The organism is Rhodanobacter sp. FW106-HT46G03 (genome assembly GCF_058789895.1).
Genome location: NZ_JBYTCC010000001.1, coordinates 1553455 through 1569971 on the forward strand (window position 1 = coordinate 1553455; position 16517 = coordinate 1569971).

The window sequence follows — 16517 nt, forward strand, 5'->3', positions numbered from 1 at the left end:
CGGGTCAAAAATCCGCGCGCAGGCTGAGGTTGTAGCGGGTGTCGTTGCGGAAGAAGCCCTTGGGCACCGACAAGCCGTCGGTGTTGATGATCTCGCGCGTTTTGAACGTCGAATTCAGGAGATTGGCGACTTGCAGCGCGAGCTTGACGTGCGGGGTGAGCGCATAGATCAGCGAGCCGTCCAGCCGTCCCTGCGACGCGGCCATGACCGGCATGAACGGGTAGTCCGCCTCCTGGCCCGCGATGAGGAACTGCGAGCGCCAGTTCCACGCCAGGCGTGCCGACAGCGGCCCCTTTTCGTAATAGACGGTGAAGTTGAAGGTGTCGCGCGACAGCTCGTTGGGCGGCAGCTTCTTCTGGTTGATGCACTGCGTGGCCGGCAGATAGGTGGCGGGGCAATAGTTCACCGAGCCGAAGCCGAGGCCGTGCGGCTTGATGTAGGTGTAGTTGGTCTGCACGCCGAAACCGGACAGCCATCCCGGCAGGAAATCGAATTTCTGCTGGTAGGCCAGTTCCGCCCCGCCCACGCTGCCCTTCTGGTCGAGGTTGGCCAGGCCAGCCGTGTACTGCTCCGGATAGGTCACGCCATTGTTGGTGACCGAGGTGTTCACCACGTTGGTGATGTACTGGATGGTGTGGTTCAACTGCTTCCAGAACAGCATGCCGGTCAGCGAGCCGGCGTTGCCGAAGTACCACTCCTGGCTCAGGTCGAAATTGTGCGCCGTGATGGGCCGGAGGTAGGGGTTCGTGCCGTTGTAGCCGTTGCCCACCGTGGGTTCGGTACTGCCGTTGGTGCCGTAGGGCAGCAGCCCGCTGATCGACTGGCCCGCCTCCAGTTGGTTGAGCGCTGGCCGGAAGATCGACTCGGAGAATGCGAAGCGGGTGATGAGGTCATCGGTCCAGCCGATCGCCAGATTGAAGCTGGGCAGCCAGTTGCCATACCCGCTGCGGGCGGTTATCGGGCTGTATCCGCCGTTGGCGAAGGTCACGTATTGCTGTTGCTGTGCCGGGGTCAGCGCGCAGAACGTGCCCGGCGAGGCGGGTTGGGTGCCGTTCTTCGTCACGCCCAGGCAGTACTCCGGGACGGTGGCGTTGCCGAGGGCCTGCTTCATGTCCGGCAGCAGCAGGTAACCCGACGCATTGTCCTGGGTATGCACGTAGCGCACGCCGACGTTGCCGCTGATCTGCAGGCCGCTGAGGAAATCCAGGTTGCCGTTGCTGAAGTTCAGGCGCAGATACGTGGCGTTGGTCTTCTCCCCGTTGGAGGAGATTTCCTGCGGCAGATAACGCGTGCCCGGCACGAAGGTATAGCCGTACTGGTCGCGTTCGTAGTTGGTGTAGTAGGGGCTCCACCAGCTCCAGCCGGGGTTCATGGCCAGCGACTGCTGGTTGATCCGCTTCATCGCGGCGACGGATTGCCAGAATTGCGACTGCGGATTCAGGTTGAAGAAGGGCGCGACCACACCGAAATCGCCGTTGCCGAAGGCCGGCAGGTTGAGGTGGAACGGGGACACGTCCCCGGGGGTATCGGCGGCAGTGACCGCCAGCCCCGGCCCGCCGGCGTAAGGCGTGCTGATATCCCAGAAGTAGCTGTACGGCGAGTTGTACAGCGTCTCTTTCTGGTCGCTGTGGCGGAAGCCGAACTGGATGTCGTCCAGCGGGCCCTTGGCCACGTCGAAGCTTCCGTCCAGGCGGAAGGCGCGCTGGTTGCCCCACGACTTCTTCTGGTGATCCTGCGCGGCTGACCAATAGGTGTTGTCGGGATTGGAAAAATACTGCGCGGTCGTCTGATTGGGATCCGGCGACAACGGCCTGAGCGTGGGTACGTTGTCACCGTGGGTGGCGACGTACCAGTTTGCCTGGGTCATCTGGCGAATGTAGTAGTAGCGATCCGAGTAGTCGGAATGGGTGTCCTGCGCGTCCAGGCTGAGGTGCAGCCGATCGTTGACGTTCCACTTCAGGTTGAAGGCGTAGTCGTTGGTCACGTAACGCCGCTTGAAGCCGGCGGTGTCGAGCTGCGTCGGCACGCCGCCATAGGTGAACGGCAGGAAGGTCGACGGCGCCGGATCGCCCGAGATGATGCCGGACTGGAGGATGCCGTTGGCGTCGTACACCGGCGTGGTGCCCGCCAGCGGCACGGCACAACCGGCCAGCGTCTGGCCGCCGCAACCATCCGTCGATGCCTGGAAGGTGTGCTCGAAGGTGGTTTCGGAGTCCGATGCCCGGTTCCAGGTCAGCGCGGCCTGCCAGGTCTTGTCCGGGCTTTCCCATTGCAGGGCGAGCGCATGGCCGAAGCGCGTGCTGGTTTCGTCCTGGTGGCGCAGGTCGCCGCCGACCGGCACGTAGCGGTATTCGCTCGGCGCAAGGCCGGGGAAGGCGTCGGTCCTGCCGCCCGGCAGGTCGCAGCCATTGCAGCGCCGCTGGTAATCGACCACGGAAATCGCATTGTCGGTCTGGTCGATGCGGTCGTAGGCCAGGTTGGCGAGGAAACCGAAGCGGCCGATATCGGTAGTCCAGTTGTGGCTGAACAGGCCGGCGATCTGCGGCGTGCCCCGCTTGGCCAGGTCGCCCCAGTAGGTGCCGAGGGTGACGGAAGCCTGGGTATCCTTGTTGCTGTCGAACGGCTTGCGCGTATGCAGGTCGATCGAGCCGGCGATGCCGCCCTCGATCATGTCCGCGGTCTGGTTCTTGCTCACGATCACCGAGCCGATCAGCTCGGGCGACACCGTGGCGAAGTTCAGCCCCTGCCCACCGCCGGCGGAAAACACCTCGCGGCCGTTGAACAGGGTGCTGGTGTAGGGCAGGCCTTGCAGGCTGATGTCCGAACCCTGGATCGAGAAGTGGTCCGGGTCGGCGGCGACACCGAACGCGCTGACCGCCACGCCGGGCACGCGCTGCAGCGCCTCGGTCACCGACAGGTCGGGCAGCGAGCCGGCATCCTGGGCGGAGATGGCGTCGACCACCGTGTCGGCGTAGCGCTTGATGTCCTGTGCGCGGTTCAGGCTGGACGAGTAGCCGTTGACGGTCATGCCGGTGAGTTGCTTGGCTTCTTTCTCGCTTGCCGCGGTGGAAACCTTCTTCTTGGTCGCCGCCTTCAATTCGGGCGTGGTAGCTGGCGTGGACGGCGTGGCCTGGTCGGTTTCCTGCGGCGCGGCCTGCGCGGCCATGGCCGCTGCCGGCCCGGCCATGAACAGCGTCGTCGCGATCGCGAGGGGCAGCAGCCGCAGATGGACGGCAGTACGCGCACGCGGATGCACGGATGGTTTCTTTTCCACTTCGGTGTCTCCCCAGTGTGTGGCAGTGCGCCCAGCCGGCACGGCTTTTCATCCGCGCACGACGCGCCCTTGCGACGGCGTACGCTAGTCAAATGTACCAGCGCAGTCAATAGAAAATACCAGCGCTGGTATTTTTGGTTGAAACGGACGGAATCCACGTGGCTTGCGGTCAGCCGGCTGGGGTAGGATGGGACGCTGCAAACAATCGGGGGATGGGCCCGCACATGTCCGTGAGAATCGAAGACGTCGCCACGCATGCCGGCGTATCCACCAAGACCGTGTCGCGCGTGCTCAACGGCAATCCGAGCGTGCGGGCGCGACTGCGCACCCGGATCGAAGCGTCGATCCGGGCGCTCAATTACGTGCCCAACGCATCGGCGCGCAGCCTGGCCGGGAATCGCTCGTACCTGGTCGCGCTGCTGTACGACAACCCGATGTCCGGCTCCAGCTACACCATGGAGCTCATCGTGGGTGTGTTGCAGGCATGCGAGGGCACCCCGTACAACGCGGTGCTGCATCCGTTCGATGCGGCGGACGATCTCGCCGCGCGGATCGACGGCTTCGTGGCTACCCATCGACCGGATGCGCTGGTGCTGGTGCCGCCGCACGCGAACAACGCCGCGCTGTTGCAGCGCCTCGACGAGCTGGGCGTGCCGTACTCAACGATCTCGTCGAAGCTGCGCCAATCGCGCATCAACGTCGGTTTCGACGAGCGCAAGGCGGCGGCCGAGATCGTCGCCCACCTGGTGGCACTGGGACACCGCCGGATCGGCCATGTCGCCGGGCTGCAGGGGCATGGCGCGCGCACCTGGCGGCTCAACGGTTATCGCGATGCGCTGCGCAAGGCCGGCATCGCCTACGATGAGTCACTTGTGGTGGACGGGGATTTCGCGTTTGCGTCGGGCATGGCCGGGGCCCGGACGCTGCTCGACCGGCCGCGCCCGCCTACGGCGATCTTCGCGGCAAATGACGACATGGCGTGCGGGGTGATGCGTGAAGCCTACGCGCGCGGGCTGAGCATCCCGGGCGACCTGTCGGTCTGCGGTTTCGACGACACGCCGGCGTCGCGATTGATTTCGCCCGGCCTGACCACGGTGCACCAGCCGTGCCGCGAGTTGGGCCGCGTAGCGGTCGAAAGCGTGCTGCAGTCGATTCGCGATGGTGCCCCGCCGGCGCCGGAACGGGTGCCATACCAAGTGCAGTGGCGCGCTTCCGCAGCGGTGCCCCGGAACCCGTAGTATTCGCCTAACGCCGGTTTCAGCAGGAACCCGGTCGCAGGTGCATGGGGGCGGGCGGTGACCGACGACAAGGCCAAGGCGGCGTTGCAGGGACTTCCCGTGCAGCCCGATGCCGGTGCTGACGGAGCGTCGTCGGGGCGACGCGCGGGCTGGCCGTTCATCGCCGCCTACGGCATGGCCTACCTGGGGTTGTGGGTGGCCCTGTTGCCGCCGATCCTGGTGGAGCTGCCCATGCGTGTGCGCGAGCTGGCCCCGGCGCATGCGGCTGGTGGCCTGTCGCTGGTGGTGGGCATGGGAGCGCTGATTGCGTTGTTTGCCAACCCGTTCTTCGGGCGCCTTTCGGATCGCACCACGTCGCGTTTCGGCATGCGTCGACCGTGGCTGCTGGCCGGCGCCCTGGGCGGGATGCTGGGGCTGGCGGTGGTGGCGACGGCGGTGTCGATTCCGCAGCTCCTGCTGGGCTGGTGCATCGCGCAACTGGCCTTCAACGCGCAGCTGGCCGCACTCGCGGCGATCCTCGCGGATCAGGTCTCGTCATCGCAGCGCGGCATGGTGTCCGGCATCGTGAACCTCAGCCTGCCGCTGGGCATGGTAGGCGGTACCTTCCTGGTGGAAGCGCTGGAGGAATTCCGGCTCGGGGTTTTCCTGGTGCCCGCTGTGATCGCCCTGGCGAGCACCTTGGCACTGGCGTGGGTGCTGCCCGACCAGCGGCTGGCGGCAGGCCATGGAGTGCGCTACGGCTGGCGCGAGTTCTTCGGCAGCTTCTGGATCGACCCGCGGCGCTTCCCCGATTTTTCCTGGGTCTGGGGCAGCCGCTTCCTGCTCTACGCCGGGGTCTCGTTGCTGATGATCTATCAAGAGTTTTACCTGATCGACCAGCTGGGCTGTGCGCCGGCGCGGGTGCCGCACCTGATTTTCCTGTCCACCTTGGTGCAGTCTGGCGCGGTAGCGATTACCGGTGTGCTGGCGGGCGCGTGGTCCGATGCGCTCGGGCGCCGCCGGGTGTTCGTGTGTGGGGCGGCGCTGGCCTATGCGTTGGCCTTGCTGATGATTGCCCTCGTCGCTTCGTATGCCTGGTTTCTCGTGGGCATGGCGCTGGCCGGCGGCGCGCTCGGCGTGTATCTGACGGTCGATTTCGCGCTGGTGACCGACGTACTGCCGGAGCGCGAGACCCACGCGGCGAGGAACCTGGGCATCTTCAATATCGCCAGCGTGCTGCCCCAGGCCCTGATGCCGGCGCTTGCTCCCGCCATTCTGTTCGCGAGTGCCGGCAGCTACGCGGTGCTGTTCGTCGTGGCGGCGGTACTCAGCGCACTGGGTGCCTGGGCCATCCGACCGGTGCGCGGCGTACGCTGAGCAACGCGGCGACCGTCGCTGGTGTCGGCGCAGGTACCACCATGCAGGGCGGCAACGCCGCGGGTTACGGTGCCTTCTTCAACGCCAGCACCGCGTTCAGGCCGCCAAACGCGAACGAGTTGCTGATCGCGGCGTCGACCTTCACTTCGCGGGCCGTGTTCGGCACATAGTCGAGGTCACATTCCGGGTCGGGCTGGTCGTAGTTGGCGGTGGGCGGGATGACGCCTTCGCGCAGTGCGCCGATCACGCCGACCAGTTCGAGCGCGCCGGAGGCACCCAGCGCGTGGCCGTGCATGGATTTGGTCGCCGAGACGGCCAAATGCTTCGGGCGGTCGCCGAACACCGCGTGGATGGCGCGGGTTTCGGTGACGTCGTTGGCCTGGGTGCCGGTGCCGTGCGCGTTGATGTAGTCGATGTCGTCCGGGTTGAGGCCGGCGTCGGCCAGTGCCTGGCGCATGGCGCTGGCGGCGCCGTCGGGGTTCGGCGCAACGATGTCGGTGGCGTCGGCGCTCATGCCGCCGCCGGCAAGTTCGGCAAGGATGGTCGCGCCGCGCGCGCGCGCGTGGTCGAGCGACTCGAGCGTGAAGATCGCGGCACCCTCGCCGAGCACCAGGCCACGGCGGTTCGCGCTGAACGGGCGGCAGGTGTCGGTGGACAGGATGCGCATGGCCTCCCATGCGCGCAGCGAGCCATAGGACAGGCAGGCCTCGGTGCCGCCGGTGACGGCGACGTCGACCAGGCCGAAGTGGATCATGCGCGCGGCCTCGATGATGGCGTGGTTGGCCGAGGCGCAGGCGCTGGCCACGGCAAAGCTTGGCCCGCGCAGGCCGTGGGCGATGCTGATCTGGCTGGCCGGCGCGTTCGCCATCAGGCGCACGATGGTGAGCGGATGCGTGCGGCTGGATTTCTCCGCGTACAGCCGGTACGCCTGCTCGTCGTGGGTCATCTCGCCGCCGACGCCGGTGCCGATGATGGTGGCGGTGCGCGTCGCGAGGTCGCCGTGCGTGAAGTCGAGCCCGGATTGCTCGACAGCCTCGTACGAGGCATACACCGCGAGTTGCGAGGTGATGTCGAGCAGCGGCAGCATGTGCTCGTTGATGCGCGCGGCGGGAGCGAATGTTTCCGGTACCTGTGCCGCGATCTTGACGCGCAGCGCGTCGCTGTCCTTGTGGCGCAACGGGCCGATGGCGCAATGGCCTTCGCGCATGCCGTGCCAGAGTTCGTCGGCGGTGAGGCCAAGCGGGCTCACCGCACCCATGCCGGTGATGACGACTCGGCGGGTTTCGATCGTGGGCATTACTTGGTGCCTTCGCCGCTGGCCTTTTCGGCGAGCGCCTGATCCACTGCGGCAACCAGGCTTTGGGCGGTATCGGTGTCGAAGTTGGCGCCTTGCTGCTCGGGGAAATGGATGTCGAAGTGCTCTTCAATGTCGAAGATGAGCTCGATCGCGTCGAGCGAGGCGATACCGAGATCCTTCAAGGTGGATTGCGGCGTGACCTTGCCTGTTTCGACTTTCGCTTGCTTGGCGATGAGCTCGAACACCTGTTCCTGCGTGGTAGCGGTCATGGGCGGATCCTGATGGAGTGGTGACAGGCCCGCGCAAGGTCATTCACGCAGGCTACGACGTTTAGTCTAGGGAAACCGTCTTACGCATGCCTTTCGTGTCGCCACTGGAACCTGAAGGGCTGATTGCCGCGTTCATGGCCGAGCCGCCGGTCGGGTTTGGCGTGGGGCGCCTGCCTAGCGGCTTGCCGGGCTTCGTCGCGCCGTTCGATCTTTTGACCACCGCGGACGACGCGCTGCGTGCGCGCCTGGGACGCTGGCCACTGGTGCGGCGCGCACTCACCTGGCGCACGCGATTCGTCGGCACCACGGTCAGCGAGTACGCGCCGATCCCGGCTGCCGGCGAGCCAGCTGAACTGGTGCGTGAACTGAAGGCAACCTGGGGGCGCGACACGCAGCTGCTGATCGTGAAGGACATCGCGCAGGCGTCGCCGCTGCTTGATCCGGGCACCAACGCGCGCGCCCAGGCGCTGGCAGATGCCTGCGTGGCACAGGGTTTCGTGCTGCTCGAAGGCCAGGCGTTGGCCTACGTGCCGATCGATTTCGATTCGGAAGACGCCTACCTTGCCCGGCTGTCGCACAGCCGGCGCAAGAACCTCCGGCGCAAGTTGCGCTCACGTGCCGGGCTCGAGGTGGAAGTCGTGCGCACCGGCGACGCGCGGTTTTTCGACGAAGCCACGCTCGCCGCGTACTACGCCTTGTTCGATGCGGTGTACGCGCAGAGCGAGATCCATTTCGACCGCCTGACCGCCGCGTTCTTCCGCCGCATCCTGCAGGATGCCGACAGTGGCGGTGTGGTGTTCGTGTATCGCCACCAGGGCGCGATGATCGGCTGGAACCTGTGCTACGAGTACGCCGGCAAGCTGGTGGACAAGTACATTGGACTGGCTTACCCCGCCGCGCGCGAACACAATCTGTATTTCGTGAGCTGGATGCACAACCTCGCCTACACGCGCGAACGAGGCCTGACGCATTACGTCGCCGGCTGGACCGACCCGGAAGTGAAAGCCGCGCTCGGCGCGCGCTTCACCTTCACCCGGCACGCGGTGTATGCGCGCAATCCGTTGTTGCGCGCGTTGCTGCGCAAGCTCGGCGGGCATTTCGAGAGCGATCGCATGTGGCGGGAGCAACAGGAGCAAGCGGATGACTGAGGGTGCCTTGCCGCCGCTGGTGCTCGATCTGGACGCCTCAGTCGGAGCCTTGCCGGGCCGCATCACGCTGCCGCTGGGGTCGTGGCAGGAGGCCGTGCGTTTTGGCTGCTCGCTGGCGACCATGCGGCGTTTTCGCGCGGTGCTCGAAGCGCAGTTGCCCGCGCGCTACGGCACGGTGTTCACCGGCTCGGGCGATTTCCACCACCTGAGCTGGCCGCTGATCGCCCGGCTCAGGCCCACGGCGCCAATCCAGGTGGTGGTGCTGGACAACCACCCGGACAACATGCGCTACCCGTTCGGCGTGCATTGCGGCTCGTGGGTGCGGCGCGTGGCGCGGCTGCCGTTCGTGGCGCACATGCACGTGCTCGGCATCACCTCGGGCGACATCGGCGCGCGGCACGCGTGGGAGAACTATCTTGCGCCGCTCGTGCGCGGCAAGCTCACCTACTGGAGCATGGGCGTGGATACGGCGTGGGCGCGCCGGCTCGGCATCGCGCGCGCGTTCCGCACATTCGATACGCCGGATGATCTCGTCGCTGCGTTTGCCGATGAACAGCGCACGCAGCCACTGCGCAGTTATCTCTCGATCGACAAGGACGTGTTTGCCGCCGACGTGGCGCAGACCAACTGGGACCAGGGGCGCTTCCAGTTGCGGCATGCGCTGGGCGTGATCGACAGTCTCCGGGGCGAGCTGGTCGGCAGCGACATCAACGGCGAGGTGTCGTATTACCGCTATCGCGCGTGGTGGAAACGCAAGCTCTCCGCGCTCGACGAGCAGCCCGCGATCGATCCGGCCAGGCTCGCCGGCTGGCATGCGCAGCAGCACGCGTTGAATCTCGCGCTGCTGGCGGCGATCGACCGGCATGCGGCGTCATAGTCCGGGCACCGTTTTGCCATTGGTCGGGCCGGCGGCCTCGCGTATGCTTGCGTGCGTTGCCACGCCATCTTGCCCATGCCTGCCATTGCTCCCGGTTCGGCCACCGCCGAAGCCCATCCCAACATCGCCCTGGTCAAATATTGGGGCAAGCGCGACGAGGCGTTGAACCTGCCGTGCGTGGGTTCGCTGTCGATCACGCTGGACCGCATTCGCACCCGCACGCAGGTGACTTTCGTCGCCGGGGCCGGTGCCGACGGGGTGCAACTCAATGGCAAGACTAGCGAGTCGGCGCGGGTTGGCGCGGGGCTGGATTTGCTGCGCGCGCGCGCCGGGGTGGATTGGCGCGCCGAGGTGGTGAGCGACAACAACTTTCCCACCGCCGCCGGGCTGGCCTCGTCGGCGTCGGGGTTTGCGGCACTGATGCTCGCCGGCGCGCAAGCGCTGGGGCTGGCGCTGCCGCCCGGCGAATTGTCGGCGCTGGCGCGGCGCTGCTCGGGTTCGGCGGCGCGCTCGATCTTTGGCGGCTTTGTCGAATGGGCGCGCGGCGAATGCGCAGACGGGCGCGATTCGATCGCGCACCCATTGCTGGATCGTGCGGAGTGGCCATTGGCGGTGGCGATTGCGGTGACCTCGGTGGCGGCGAAAAGCGTCAGTTCCACTGTTGGCATGCGCCGCACCGCGGCGACCTCGCCGTTCCAGGGTGCGTGGGTCGCGACTCAGGAGGCCGACCTTGCTGCCGCCCGCGCGGCGGTGGCGGCGCACGATTTCGCACGGCTGGCCGAGGTGTCCGAACACAGTTGCCTCAAGATGCACGCGCTGGCGCTCGCGGCGCGGCCGGGGCTGATCTACTGGAACGGCGCGACCGTGGCCTGCATGCACCGGGTGCGCGAACTGCGCGGGCAGGGCATGCCGGTGTTTTTCACCGTGGATGCCGGCCCGCAGGTCAAGGCAGTGTGTCTGCCTGAAGCGCTGCCCGCGGTGGCGGCCGCGCTGCGCGAGGTGCCGGGCGTGCTCGAGGTGATCGAGTGCGGGCTGGGCGCTGGCGCACATCTGGTGGCGGGGCCGCACGCGTGACGCGCATCCAAGCCAGCGCGCCGGGCAAGCTGGTGCTGCTCGGCGATTACGCGGTGCTCGATGGTGCGCCGGCGCTGGTGGTGGCGATGAACCGGCGTGCACGGGTGATACTGGACAGCGCCGATGGTGCCGGGGTGGAAGTAGCTGCGCCAGACCTTGGTATCACTTCAGCGTCGGCCAGCGTCGACGCTGCCGGCAAGCTGGAGTGGAACACTGTCGCCGATGCGGCTCGCCTCGGCCTGGTGACGCAGGTGTGGAATGCGCTGGCCGGCATCGGCCTCGCGCCGCGCGGCGGCCTGGACTTCACGCTGGACACTTCGGGTTTCTTTGCGGCCACGCCGACCGGCCGGCGCAAGCTCGGGCTGGGGTCGAGCGCGGCGTTGACGGTGGCGCTGGCTGCTGCGCTGGTGCGCGCGAGCGGGCAGGGTTTCGCCCCCACGCCGGCATGGCTGGCGCGCCTGGTTGCGTGGCATGGCGCCTGGCAAGGCGGGCGCGGCAGCGGCGTCGACATTGCGGCGAGCCTTGCCGGTGGCGCATTGACGTACCGGCGCGGCATGCCTGGTGCCGCACCGGCTTCGTCATCGGCGAGCTGGCCACCGGCCGGCGCGCAGTGCCTGTTCGTGTGGTCGCAGGAGGCGGTATCGACAGCCGGCCAACTGGCGCACTTGGCCGCCTGGCGGCAGACGCACGCGGCGGATTACGCGGCACGCATGGGCGAATTGTGTCAATTGGCGGGATCCGCGCCCACGGCGCTGCACGGCGATGCGGCAGGTTTCGTTGCGCTGGTGGCAGCGTATGCGGCGGCACTGTCGCGGCTGGAACGCGCCAGCGGGCTGGCGATTTTCTCGCCAGCGCAGCGCGAGTTGGCTGCGCTTGCCGCACACGCGGGTGCAGCGTTCAAACCCTGCGGCGCAGGTGGCGATTTCGGCGTGGTGGTGGCCGATGGTGCACCGCAACTGGAACGCGTGCGCCGCGCTATGATGGCGGCCGGCCTGCACGCGGAGGGGTTGGCGGTTGATCCGCAGGGCGTGCAGTGCGACGTCTCCTTCATGCACTCCGGTTCGCCGTCGCATGGCGCGGCCGGGCAGGGCGGTGACTTCCCTTGAACCGGATGGATGCGGCCGCGGCTGCGTGCTTGTGGAGTGATGGCGAATGAGTGTCGATACGTCGAAGACGGCGCGGTTTCCGGCTTTCTACAAACTCTCGGTGGCTGAGCGCGTGCGCATGATCCACGAGCGCGGCTGGCTCAGCGCGGAGGATTACCACGCACTGGCCTCGGGCGAGCACACGCTCAAGGTGAGCCGCGCCGACAAGCTGATCGAGAACGTGGTCGGCGTGATGGGCCTGCCGGTCGGGCTTGGCCTCAACTTTCTCGTCAACGAGCGCGACTACGTGATACCGCTGGTGGTCGAGGAGCCGTCGATCGTTGCCGCGCTGTCGTCGGCGGCGAAGGTGGTGCGCGGCACCGGTGGCTTCCACGTCGAAAGCACCGAGCCGGTGCTGATCGGCCAGGTACAGGTGGTGGATGTGCCGAACCCGGTGCAGGCCAAGGCCGCGTTGCTGCAACACAAGGAAGAATTGCTCAACCTCGCCAACAGCTTGCACCCGCAGATGGTGGCGCGCGGTGGTGGCGCGAAGGACATCGAGGTGCAGCTCCTGGCGCGCGCCGAAGGCGGCGACATGGTGGTGCTGCACCTGCTGGTCGATACCCGCGACGCGATGGGCGCGAACCTGGTCAACACCATGTGCGAAGGCGTGGCGTCGCTGGTGGAAAAACTCACCAGCGGACGTGTGTTTCTGCGCATCCTGTCCAACCTGGCCGACCGCGCGTTGGTGCGCGCGCGCTGCGTGATCCCGGTCGACGCGCTGGCCAGCAAGGCGTTCACCGGCGAGGACGTGCGCGACGGCGTGATTCTCGCCAACGAGTTTGCCAGCCTCGATCCGTACCGCGCCGCCACCCACAACAAAGGCATCATGAATGGCGTGGACGCGGTGGCGCTGGCCACCGGCAACGACTGGCGCTCGATCGAGGCGGCTGCGCACGCGTACGCCGCGCGCGGCGGGCGCTATACCGCGCTGACGCGCTGGTACAAGAGCGCGAGCGGCGAACTGGTCGGCGAGCTGGACATGCCGATGAAGGTCGGCATCGTCGGCGGTTCGCTGCTGTCGAACGCCACCGTCGGCTTGAACCTGCGCCTGCTCGGCGTCAAGAGCGCGACCGAGCTGGCAGAAATCATGGGCGCAGTGGGGCTGGCGCAGAACTTCTCCGCCTTGCGCGCCCTTTCTACCGAGGGCATCCAGCAGGGCCACATGACGCTGCATGCACGCAGCGTGGCGATTGCCGCCGGGGCGGGTGCCGACATTTTCGATGCGGTGGTGGATCAACTGGTCGAAGGCGGCGAGATCAAGGTGCACAAGGCACTGGAGATCATCGAAGGCCTGCGCCACGGTCGCGCCGGCATCATCGTGCCGGCCGACACGCCAGTACCGGCCGATGGCGTGTCCGCGTACGGCAAGGTGATTTTGTTGGGCGAGCACGCGGTGGTGTACGGCAGCCACGCCATTGCCGCGCCGATTCCGTTGGCGATCCACGCCAGCGTGAAGGACATGCCGTCCGGCGGCGTCGAAATGCTGATCGCGCGCTGGGGCGTGAAGTGCCATTTCAGTCGCGATCCCGCGCGCCGCGATTCGATCCAGAAATCGCTCGGGCTGATCTTCGACCGCCTCGGCCTGATCGAGCGGCCGATGCATATCGAAGTGTTTCCCAACGTGCCGCGCGCGATGGGCCTGGGCGGTTCCGCCGCGCTCGCGGTCGCCGTCGTGCGCGCGCTGGATCGGCATTTCAAGCTGGGCCTCACCGATGACGAGGTCAACGCGCTGGCCTACCAGTGCGAGCGCGTGGCGCACGGCTCACCTTCCGGCGTGGACAATACGGTGGCCACGTTCGGCAAGACCGTGCTCTATCAGCGCGATGCCGCCGGTGCCAAGCCGGATATTCGCGAGCTGAAACTCGGCGGCTCGGTGCCGCTGGTGATCGGCATCAGCGGGCGCGAGAGCCTCACCGCGCGCACGGTGGGCAACGTGCGCAGTGCGTGGATGCGCAACCCGGCGCTGTACGAAGGCATCTTTGAGCAGATCGACCGGCTGGCGCTGCAAGGCGCGCAGGCGCTCGAAGGGCATGACCTGCAGCAGCTTGGCGACCTGATGAACGTGTGCCACGGCCTGCTCAACGCACTGCGCGTGTCCAGCCGCGAGCTGGAGGAGCTGGTGCAGCTCGCGCGCGAAAACGGTGCGCTGGGCGCCAAGCTCACCGGTGGTGGTGGTGGCGGGTCGATCGTGGCACTGTGCCCGGAGAACCGCGATCGCGTGATCGCCGCGATGCGCGACGCGGGCTATCAGGCGATGGCCGTGGATCTGGGGTAAGGCAATGAGTGAGCAGCAGCCACGTCGCGACGAAGTGGTTTCCTTCGACGATGAGCCGCTGATCCTGGTCGACGCGAAGGATCGCGAAATCGGGTATCTCGACAAGGCCAGTGCGCACGACGGCCACGGCACCTTGCACCGCGCGTTTTCCCTGTTCGTGTTCAACCCGAACGGCGAGGTGTTGCTGCAACAGCGCGCCGAGGGCAAGCGCCTGTGGCCGGGTTACTGGGCCAATACCTGCTGCAGCCATCCGCGCCGCGGCGAGCGGCTCAAGGATGCGATCCACCGCCGTCTTGCCGAAGAGCTTGGCTTCGATTGCGAGCTCACGCATCTGTTCGAGTTCACCTACCAGGCGAGCTACGGCGATGCCGGCTCCGAACACGAGCTGTGCCACGTGTTTGCCGGGCGCAGCGACGCGGCGCCCGACGTCAACGCCAGCGAAATCGCCGCGCTGCGCTACGTGGCGCCGGACATGCTCGACCAGGAAATTGCCGCCAACCCCGAGCGCTACACGCCGTGGCTCAAGCTCGAATGGCAGCGCCTGCGCGCACAGCACGCGGAATGGTTCGCCACGCCGGCCTGAGCGAGCAACCGTCGGGTTGCGGCAACCGTTGCCGATTCCTCTGGCAGTGGTACGCCGCGCGCCCACGACGATCATCGGTTTCATCCGACGTCTTCGCTTGGGCGTGACGCACCTTGCCGGAAGCGCGCGGAATGGCTATCGCGACGAATTTCGTCGGCGCCGGGCCTGGCGCGTCACGGCGTTTGCAAAGGCCGCGTATCGCCGTGCACTCCGCATGGGTTGCGTCACCGCTACTGCGATGACAAGCGGCGCGCGGCAGTTGTCACACTGGCAGCGGTTTTGGCGGCCCGACGTGGATTTCCGCTTGAAAAGCGTGGCGTGCGACGGCAACTGGTGAGGTGTTGCGGCGCGGAAGCGTCGTACTTGATGTGTGTCACGCCAGCGTTCCGTCGCCGCGTGCATCGTTTTCTTTTCTGTCATCAGGAGGCCCCCATGACACAACGCATGAACTACGCAAAAGCCGCCCCCGAAGCCTTGCAGGCAATGGTGCAATTGCAACAGGTGGTGGACCGCTCCGGCCTGGAACATCCGCTGCTGGAACTGGTGAAAATGCGTGCTTCGCAGATCAACGGTTGTGCCTATTGCCTCGATATGCACAGCAAGGATGCGCGGGCGGCCGGCGAAACCGAGCAACGCTTGTATCTTTTGGATGCCTGGCGCGAGTCGCCGTTCTACAGTGCTCGCGAGCGTGCGGCGCTGGCGTGGACCGAAGAGCTGACCCGCATCGCGGACCGCGAAGTGCCCGACGAGCTGTACGCCGAGGTGCGCAAGGTGTTCAGCGAGGTCGAATTGGCCCACCTCACCTACGCCATCATTGCCATCAACGGCTGGAACCGGTTGGCGATCCCGTTCCGCGCCGAACCAGGCCACTACCAGCCGGGGAACCACGCCAGGCACGATTGATCGGCGCTGCGCACGCCATGGCAACGGCCCGGCCGACGCATGTCGACCGGGCCGTTGCCACTTCGGTACTGCGGCAAGCACCGCATGAAGGTATCGGGTTGCAGCCCGATCCACGGGAGTGCGGTGTTGTCGGTCGGGCTTTACCCGAGCGAGTTTTGGGTGGCTGCGTGCGTAGCGGTTTCGCCGTTTCGCGTTGGCTGACATCGCCCAGGAGTCATGCCGCGACGCCCGGTTATGCGCTTCACTCCCCCAGCACAAACTCCAACGCTTCCTCGCAGGTGGCCTCGATCTTGAGCGTGACGATGGCGTCGGCGCGGGTGTGGCCAAGGCTGATCGTGGCCACCGGTTTGCCCGCGGCGACCGCGGCGCGCACGAAGCGGTAGCCGGAGTACACCATCAGCGAGGAGCCGACGACGAGCATGGCATCCGCGCCGGCAAGTGCCGCGTTGGCGGCGTCCACCCGTCCGCGCGGCACGCCTTCGCCGAAAAACACCACGTCGGGTTTGACGATGCCACCGCAGCGCGGGCAGGGCGGGATGTCGAAGTTCGCGAAATCCATGCCTTCGAGGTCGGCGTCGCCATCCGGCGCGATGTGCGCGACGAGGCCGACCCAATCCGGGTTGCGCGCGGACAGTTCGCGCTGGAAGGCATCGCGCGGACCGCGCCAGTCGCAGGCCATGCAGCGCACAGTGTCGAGCCGGCCGTGCAGGTCGACCACGTGGCGACTGCCGGCGCGCTGGTGCAGGCCGTCGACGTTTTGCGTGACCAGCAGCGTCAGCTTGCCGCGGCGTTCGAGCTCGGCCAATGCGCGATGGGTGGCGTTGGGTTTGGCCGCCCCGAAGCTCGGCCAGCCGACGAGGCTGCGCGCCCAGTAGCGAGCACGCGTGTACGGCTCGCCCATGAACGCCTGCAGCGTGATCGGCGGCTTGCGCTTCCACGCGCCGTTGCGGTCGCGGTAGTCGGGGATGCCGCTGGCAGTGCTGCAGCCGGCGCCAGTCAGCACGAGCAGGTGCGCATGCCTGGCGACAAAGCCCTGCAGCGGCGAGGCAGCGGTCGGTGTGCCGTCACGCACTGG

The 16517-nt window shown here is 67.0% G+C and carries 13 protein-coding genes; 9 read left to right on the forward strand and 4 right to left on the reverse strand.

Annotation, left to right across the window (positions count from 1 at the left end; all coding sequences use genetic code 11):
* Positions 1 to 4: 4 nt before the first annotated feature.
* Positions 5 to 3274, reverse strand: a complete 3270-nt coding sequence (locus AC3WP6_RS06595) for a TonB-dependent receptor (RefSeq protein WP_492626990.1) — start codon at positions 3272 to 3274, stop codon at positions 5 to 7.
* 224 nt (positions 3275 to 3498) lie between these two features.
* Here AC3WP6_RS06595 and AC3WP6_RS06600 point away from each other — a divergent pair, with 224 nt between their 5' ends.
* Positions 3499 to 4512, forward strand: a complete 1014-nt coding sequence (locus AC3WP6_RS06600) for a LacI family DNA-binding transcriptional regulator (RefSeq protein ID WP_492626991.1) — start codon at positions 3499 to 3501, stop codon at positions 4510 to 4512.
* Between the two features lie 57 nt (positions 4513 to 4569).
* Positions 4570 to 5868, forward strand: a complete 1299-nt coding sequence (locus AC3WP6_RS06605) for an MFS transporter (protein WP_492626992.1) — start codon at positions 4570 to 4572, stop codon at positions 5866 to 5868.
* A 64-nt stretch (positions 5869 to 5932) separates the two neighbouring features.
* On the opposite strand, the gene AC3WP6_RS06610 is transcribed toward AC3WP6_RS06605, so the two are convergent.
* Positions 5933 to 7165 carry a beta-ketoacyl-[acyl-carrier-protein] synthase family protein gene (locus tag AC3WP6_RS06610; protein WP_492626993.1) on the reverse strand — a complete coding sequence of 411 codons (1233 nt, stop codon included), beginning with the start codon at positions 7163 to 7165 and terminating at the stop codon, positions 5933 to 5935.
* Complete coding sequence (locus tag AC3WP6_RS06615) at positions 7165 to 7434, reverse strand: acyl carrier protein (RefSeq protein WP_492626994.1); 270 nt, start codon at positions 7432 to 7434, stop codon at positions 7165 to 7167. Before AC3WP6_RS06615 ends, AC3WP6_RS06610 begins: the two co-directional genes overlap by 1 nt.
* An 86-nt stretch (positions 7435 to 7520) precedes the next feature.
* Between AC3WP6_RS06615 and AC3WP6_RS06620 the strand changes: the two genes are divergently transcribed.
* From AC3WP6_RS06620 to AC3WP6_RS06650, 7 genes are all read left to right on the forward strand, one after another.
* The gene (locus tag AC3WP6_RS06620; protein ID WP_492626995.1) at positions 7521 to 8582 is read left to right on the forward strand and encodes a peptidogalycan biosysnthesis protein; all 1062 of its coding nucleotides are present in this window, start codon (positions 7521 to 7523) and stop codon (positions 8580 to 8582) included.
* Positions 8575 to 9459: a hypothetical protein gene (locus AC3WP6_RS06625; RefSeq protein WP_492626996.1), complete on the forward strand. Its 885-nt coding sequence runs from the start codon at positions 8575 to 8577 to the stop codon at positions 9457 to 9459. The genes AC3WP6_RS06620 and AC3WP6_RS06625 overlap by 8 nt, the downstream gene beginning before the upstream one ends.
* A gap of 75 nt (positions 9460 to 9534) precedes the next feature.
* Positions 9535 to 10533: a diphosphomevalonate decarboxylase gene (gene mvaD, locus AC3WP6_RS06630; protein ID WP_492626997.1), complete on the forward strand. Its 999-nt coding sequence runs from the start codon at positions 9535 to 9537 to the stop codon at positions 10531 to 10533.
* On the forward strand, positions 10530 to 11639 hold the full coding sequence (locus AC3WP6_RS06635) for a GHMP family kinase ATP-binding protein (protein WP_492626998.1): 1110 nt from the start codon (positions 10530 to 10532) through the stop codon (positions 11637 to 11639). The genes mvaD and AC3WP6_RS06635 overlap by 4 nt, the downstream gene beginning before the upstream one ends.
* A gap of 46 nt (positions 11640 to 11685) precedes the next feature.
* Complete coding sequence (locus AC3WP6_RS06640; protein ID WP_492626999.1) at positions 11686 to 13956, forward strand: hydroxymethylglutaryl-CoA reductase, degradative; 2271 nt, start codon at positions 11686 to 11688, stop codon at positions 13954 to 13956.
* A gap of 4 nt (positions 13957 to 13960) precedes the next feature.
* Complete coding sequence (idi, locus tag AC3WP6_RS06645) at positions 13961 to 14539, forward strand: isopentenyl-diphosphate Delta-isomerase (protein ID WP_492627000.1); 579 nt, start codon at positions 13961 to 13963, stop codon at positions 14537 to 14539.
* Between the two features lie 432 nt (positions 14540 to 14971).
* Positions 14972 to 15442, forward strand: a complete 471-nt coding sequence (locus AC3WP6_RS06650; protein ID WP_492627001.1) for a carboxymuconolactone decarboxylase family protein — start codon at positions 14972 to 14974, stop codon at positions 15440 to 15442.
* Between the two features lie 241 nt (positions 15443 to 15683).
* Here AC3WP6_RS06650 and AC3WP6_RS06655 read toward each other — a convergent pair whose 3' ends face one another.
* A complete protein-coding gene (locus AC3WP6_RS06655) occupies positions 15684 to 16514 on the reverse strand; it encodes an NAD-dependent protein deacetylase (protein WP_492627002.1) in 831 nt (276 codons plus the stop codon).
* Positions 16515 to 16517: the final 3 nt, after the last annotated feature.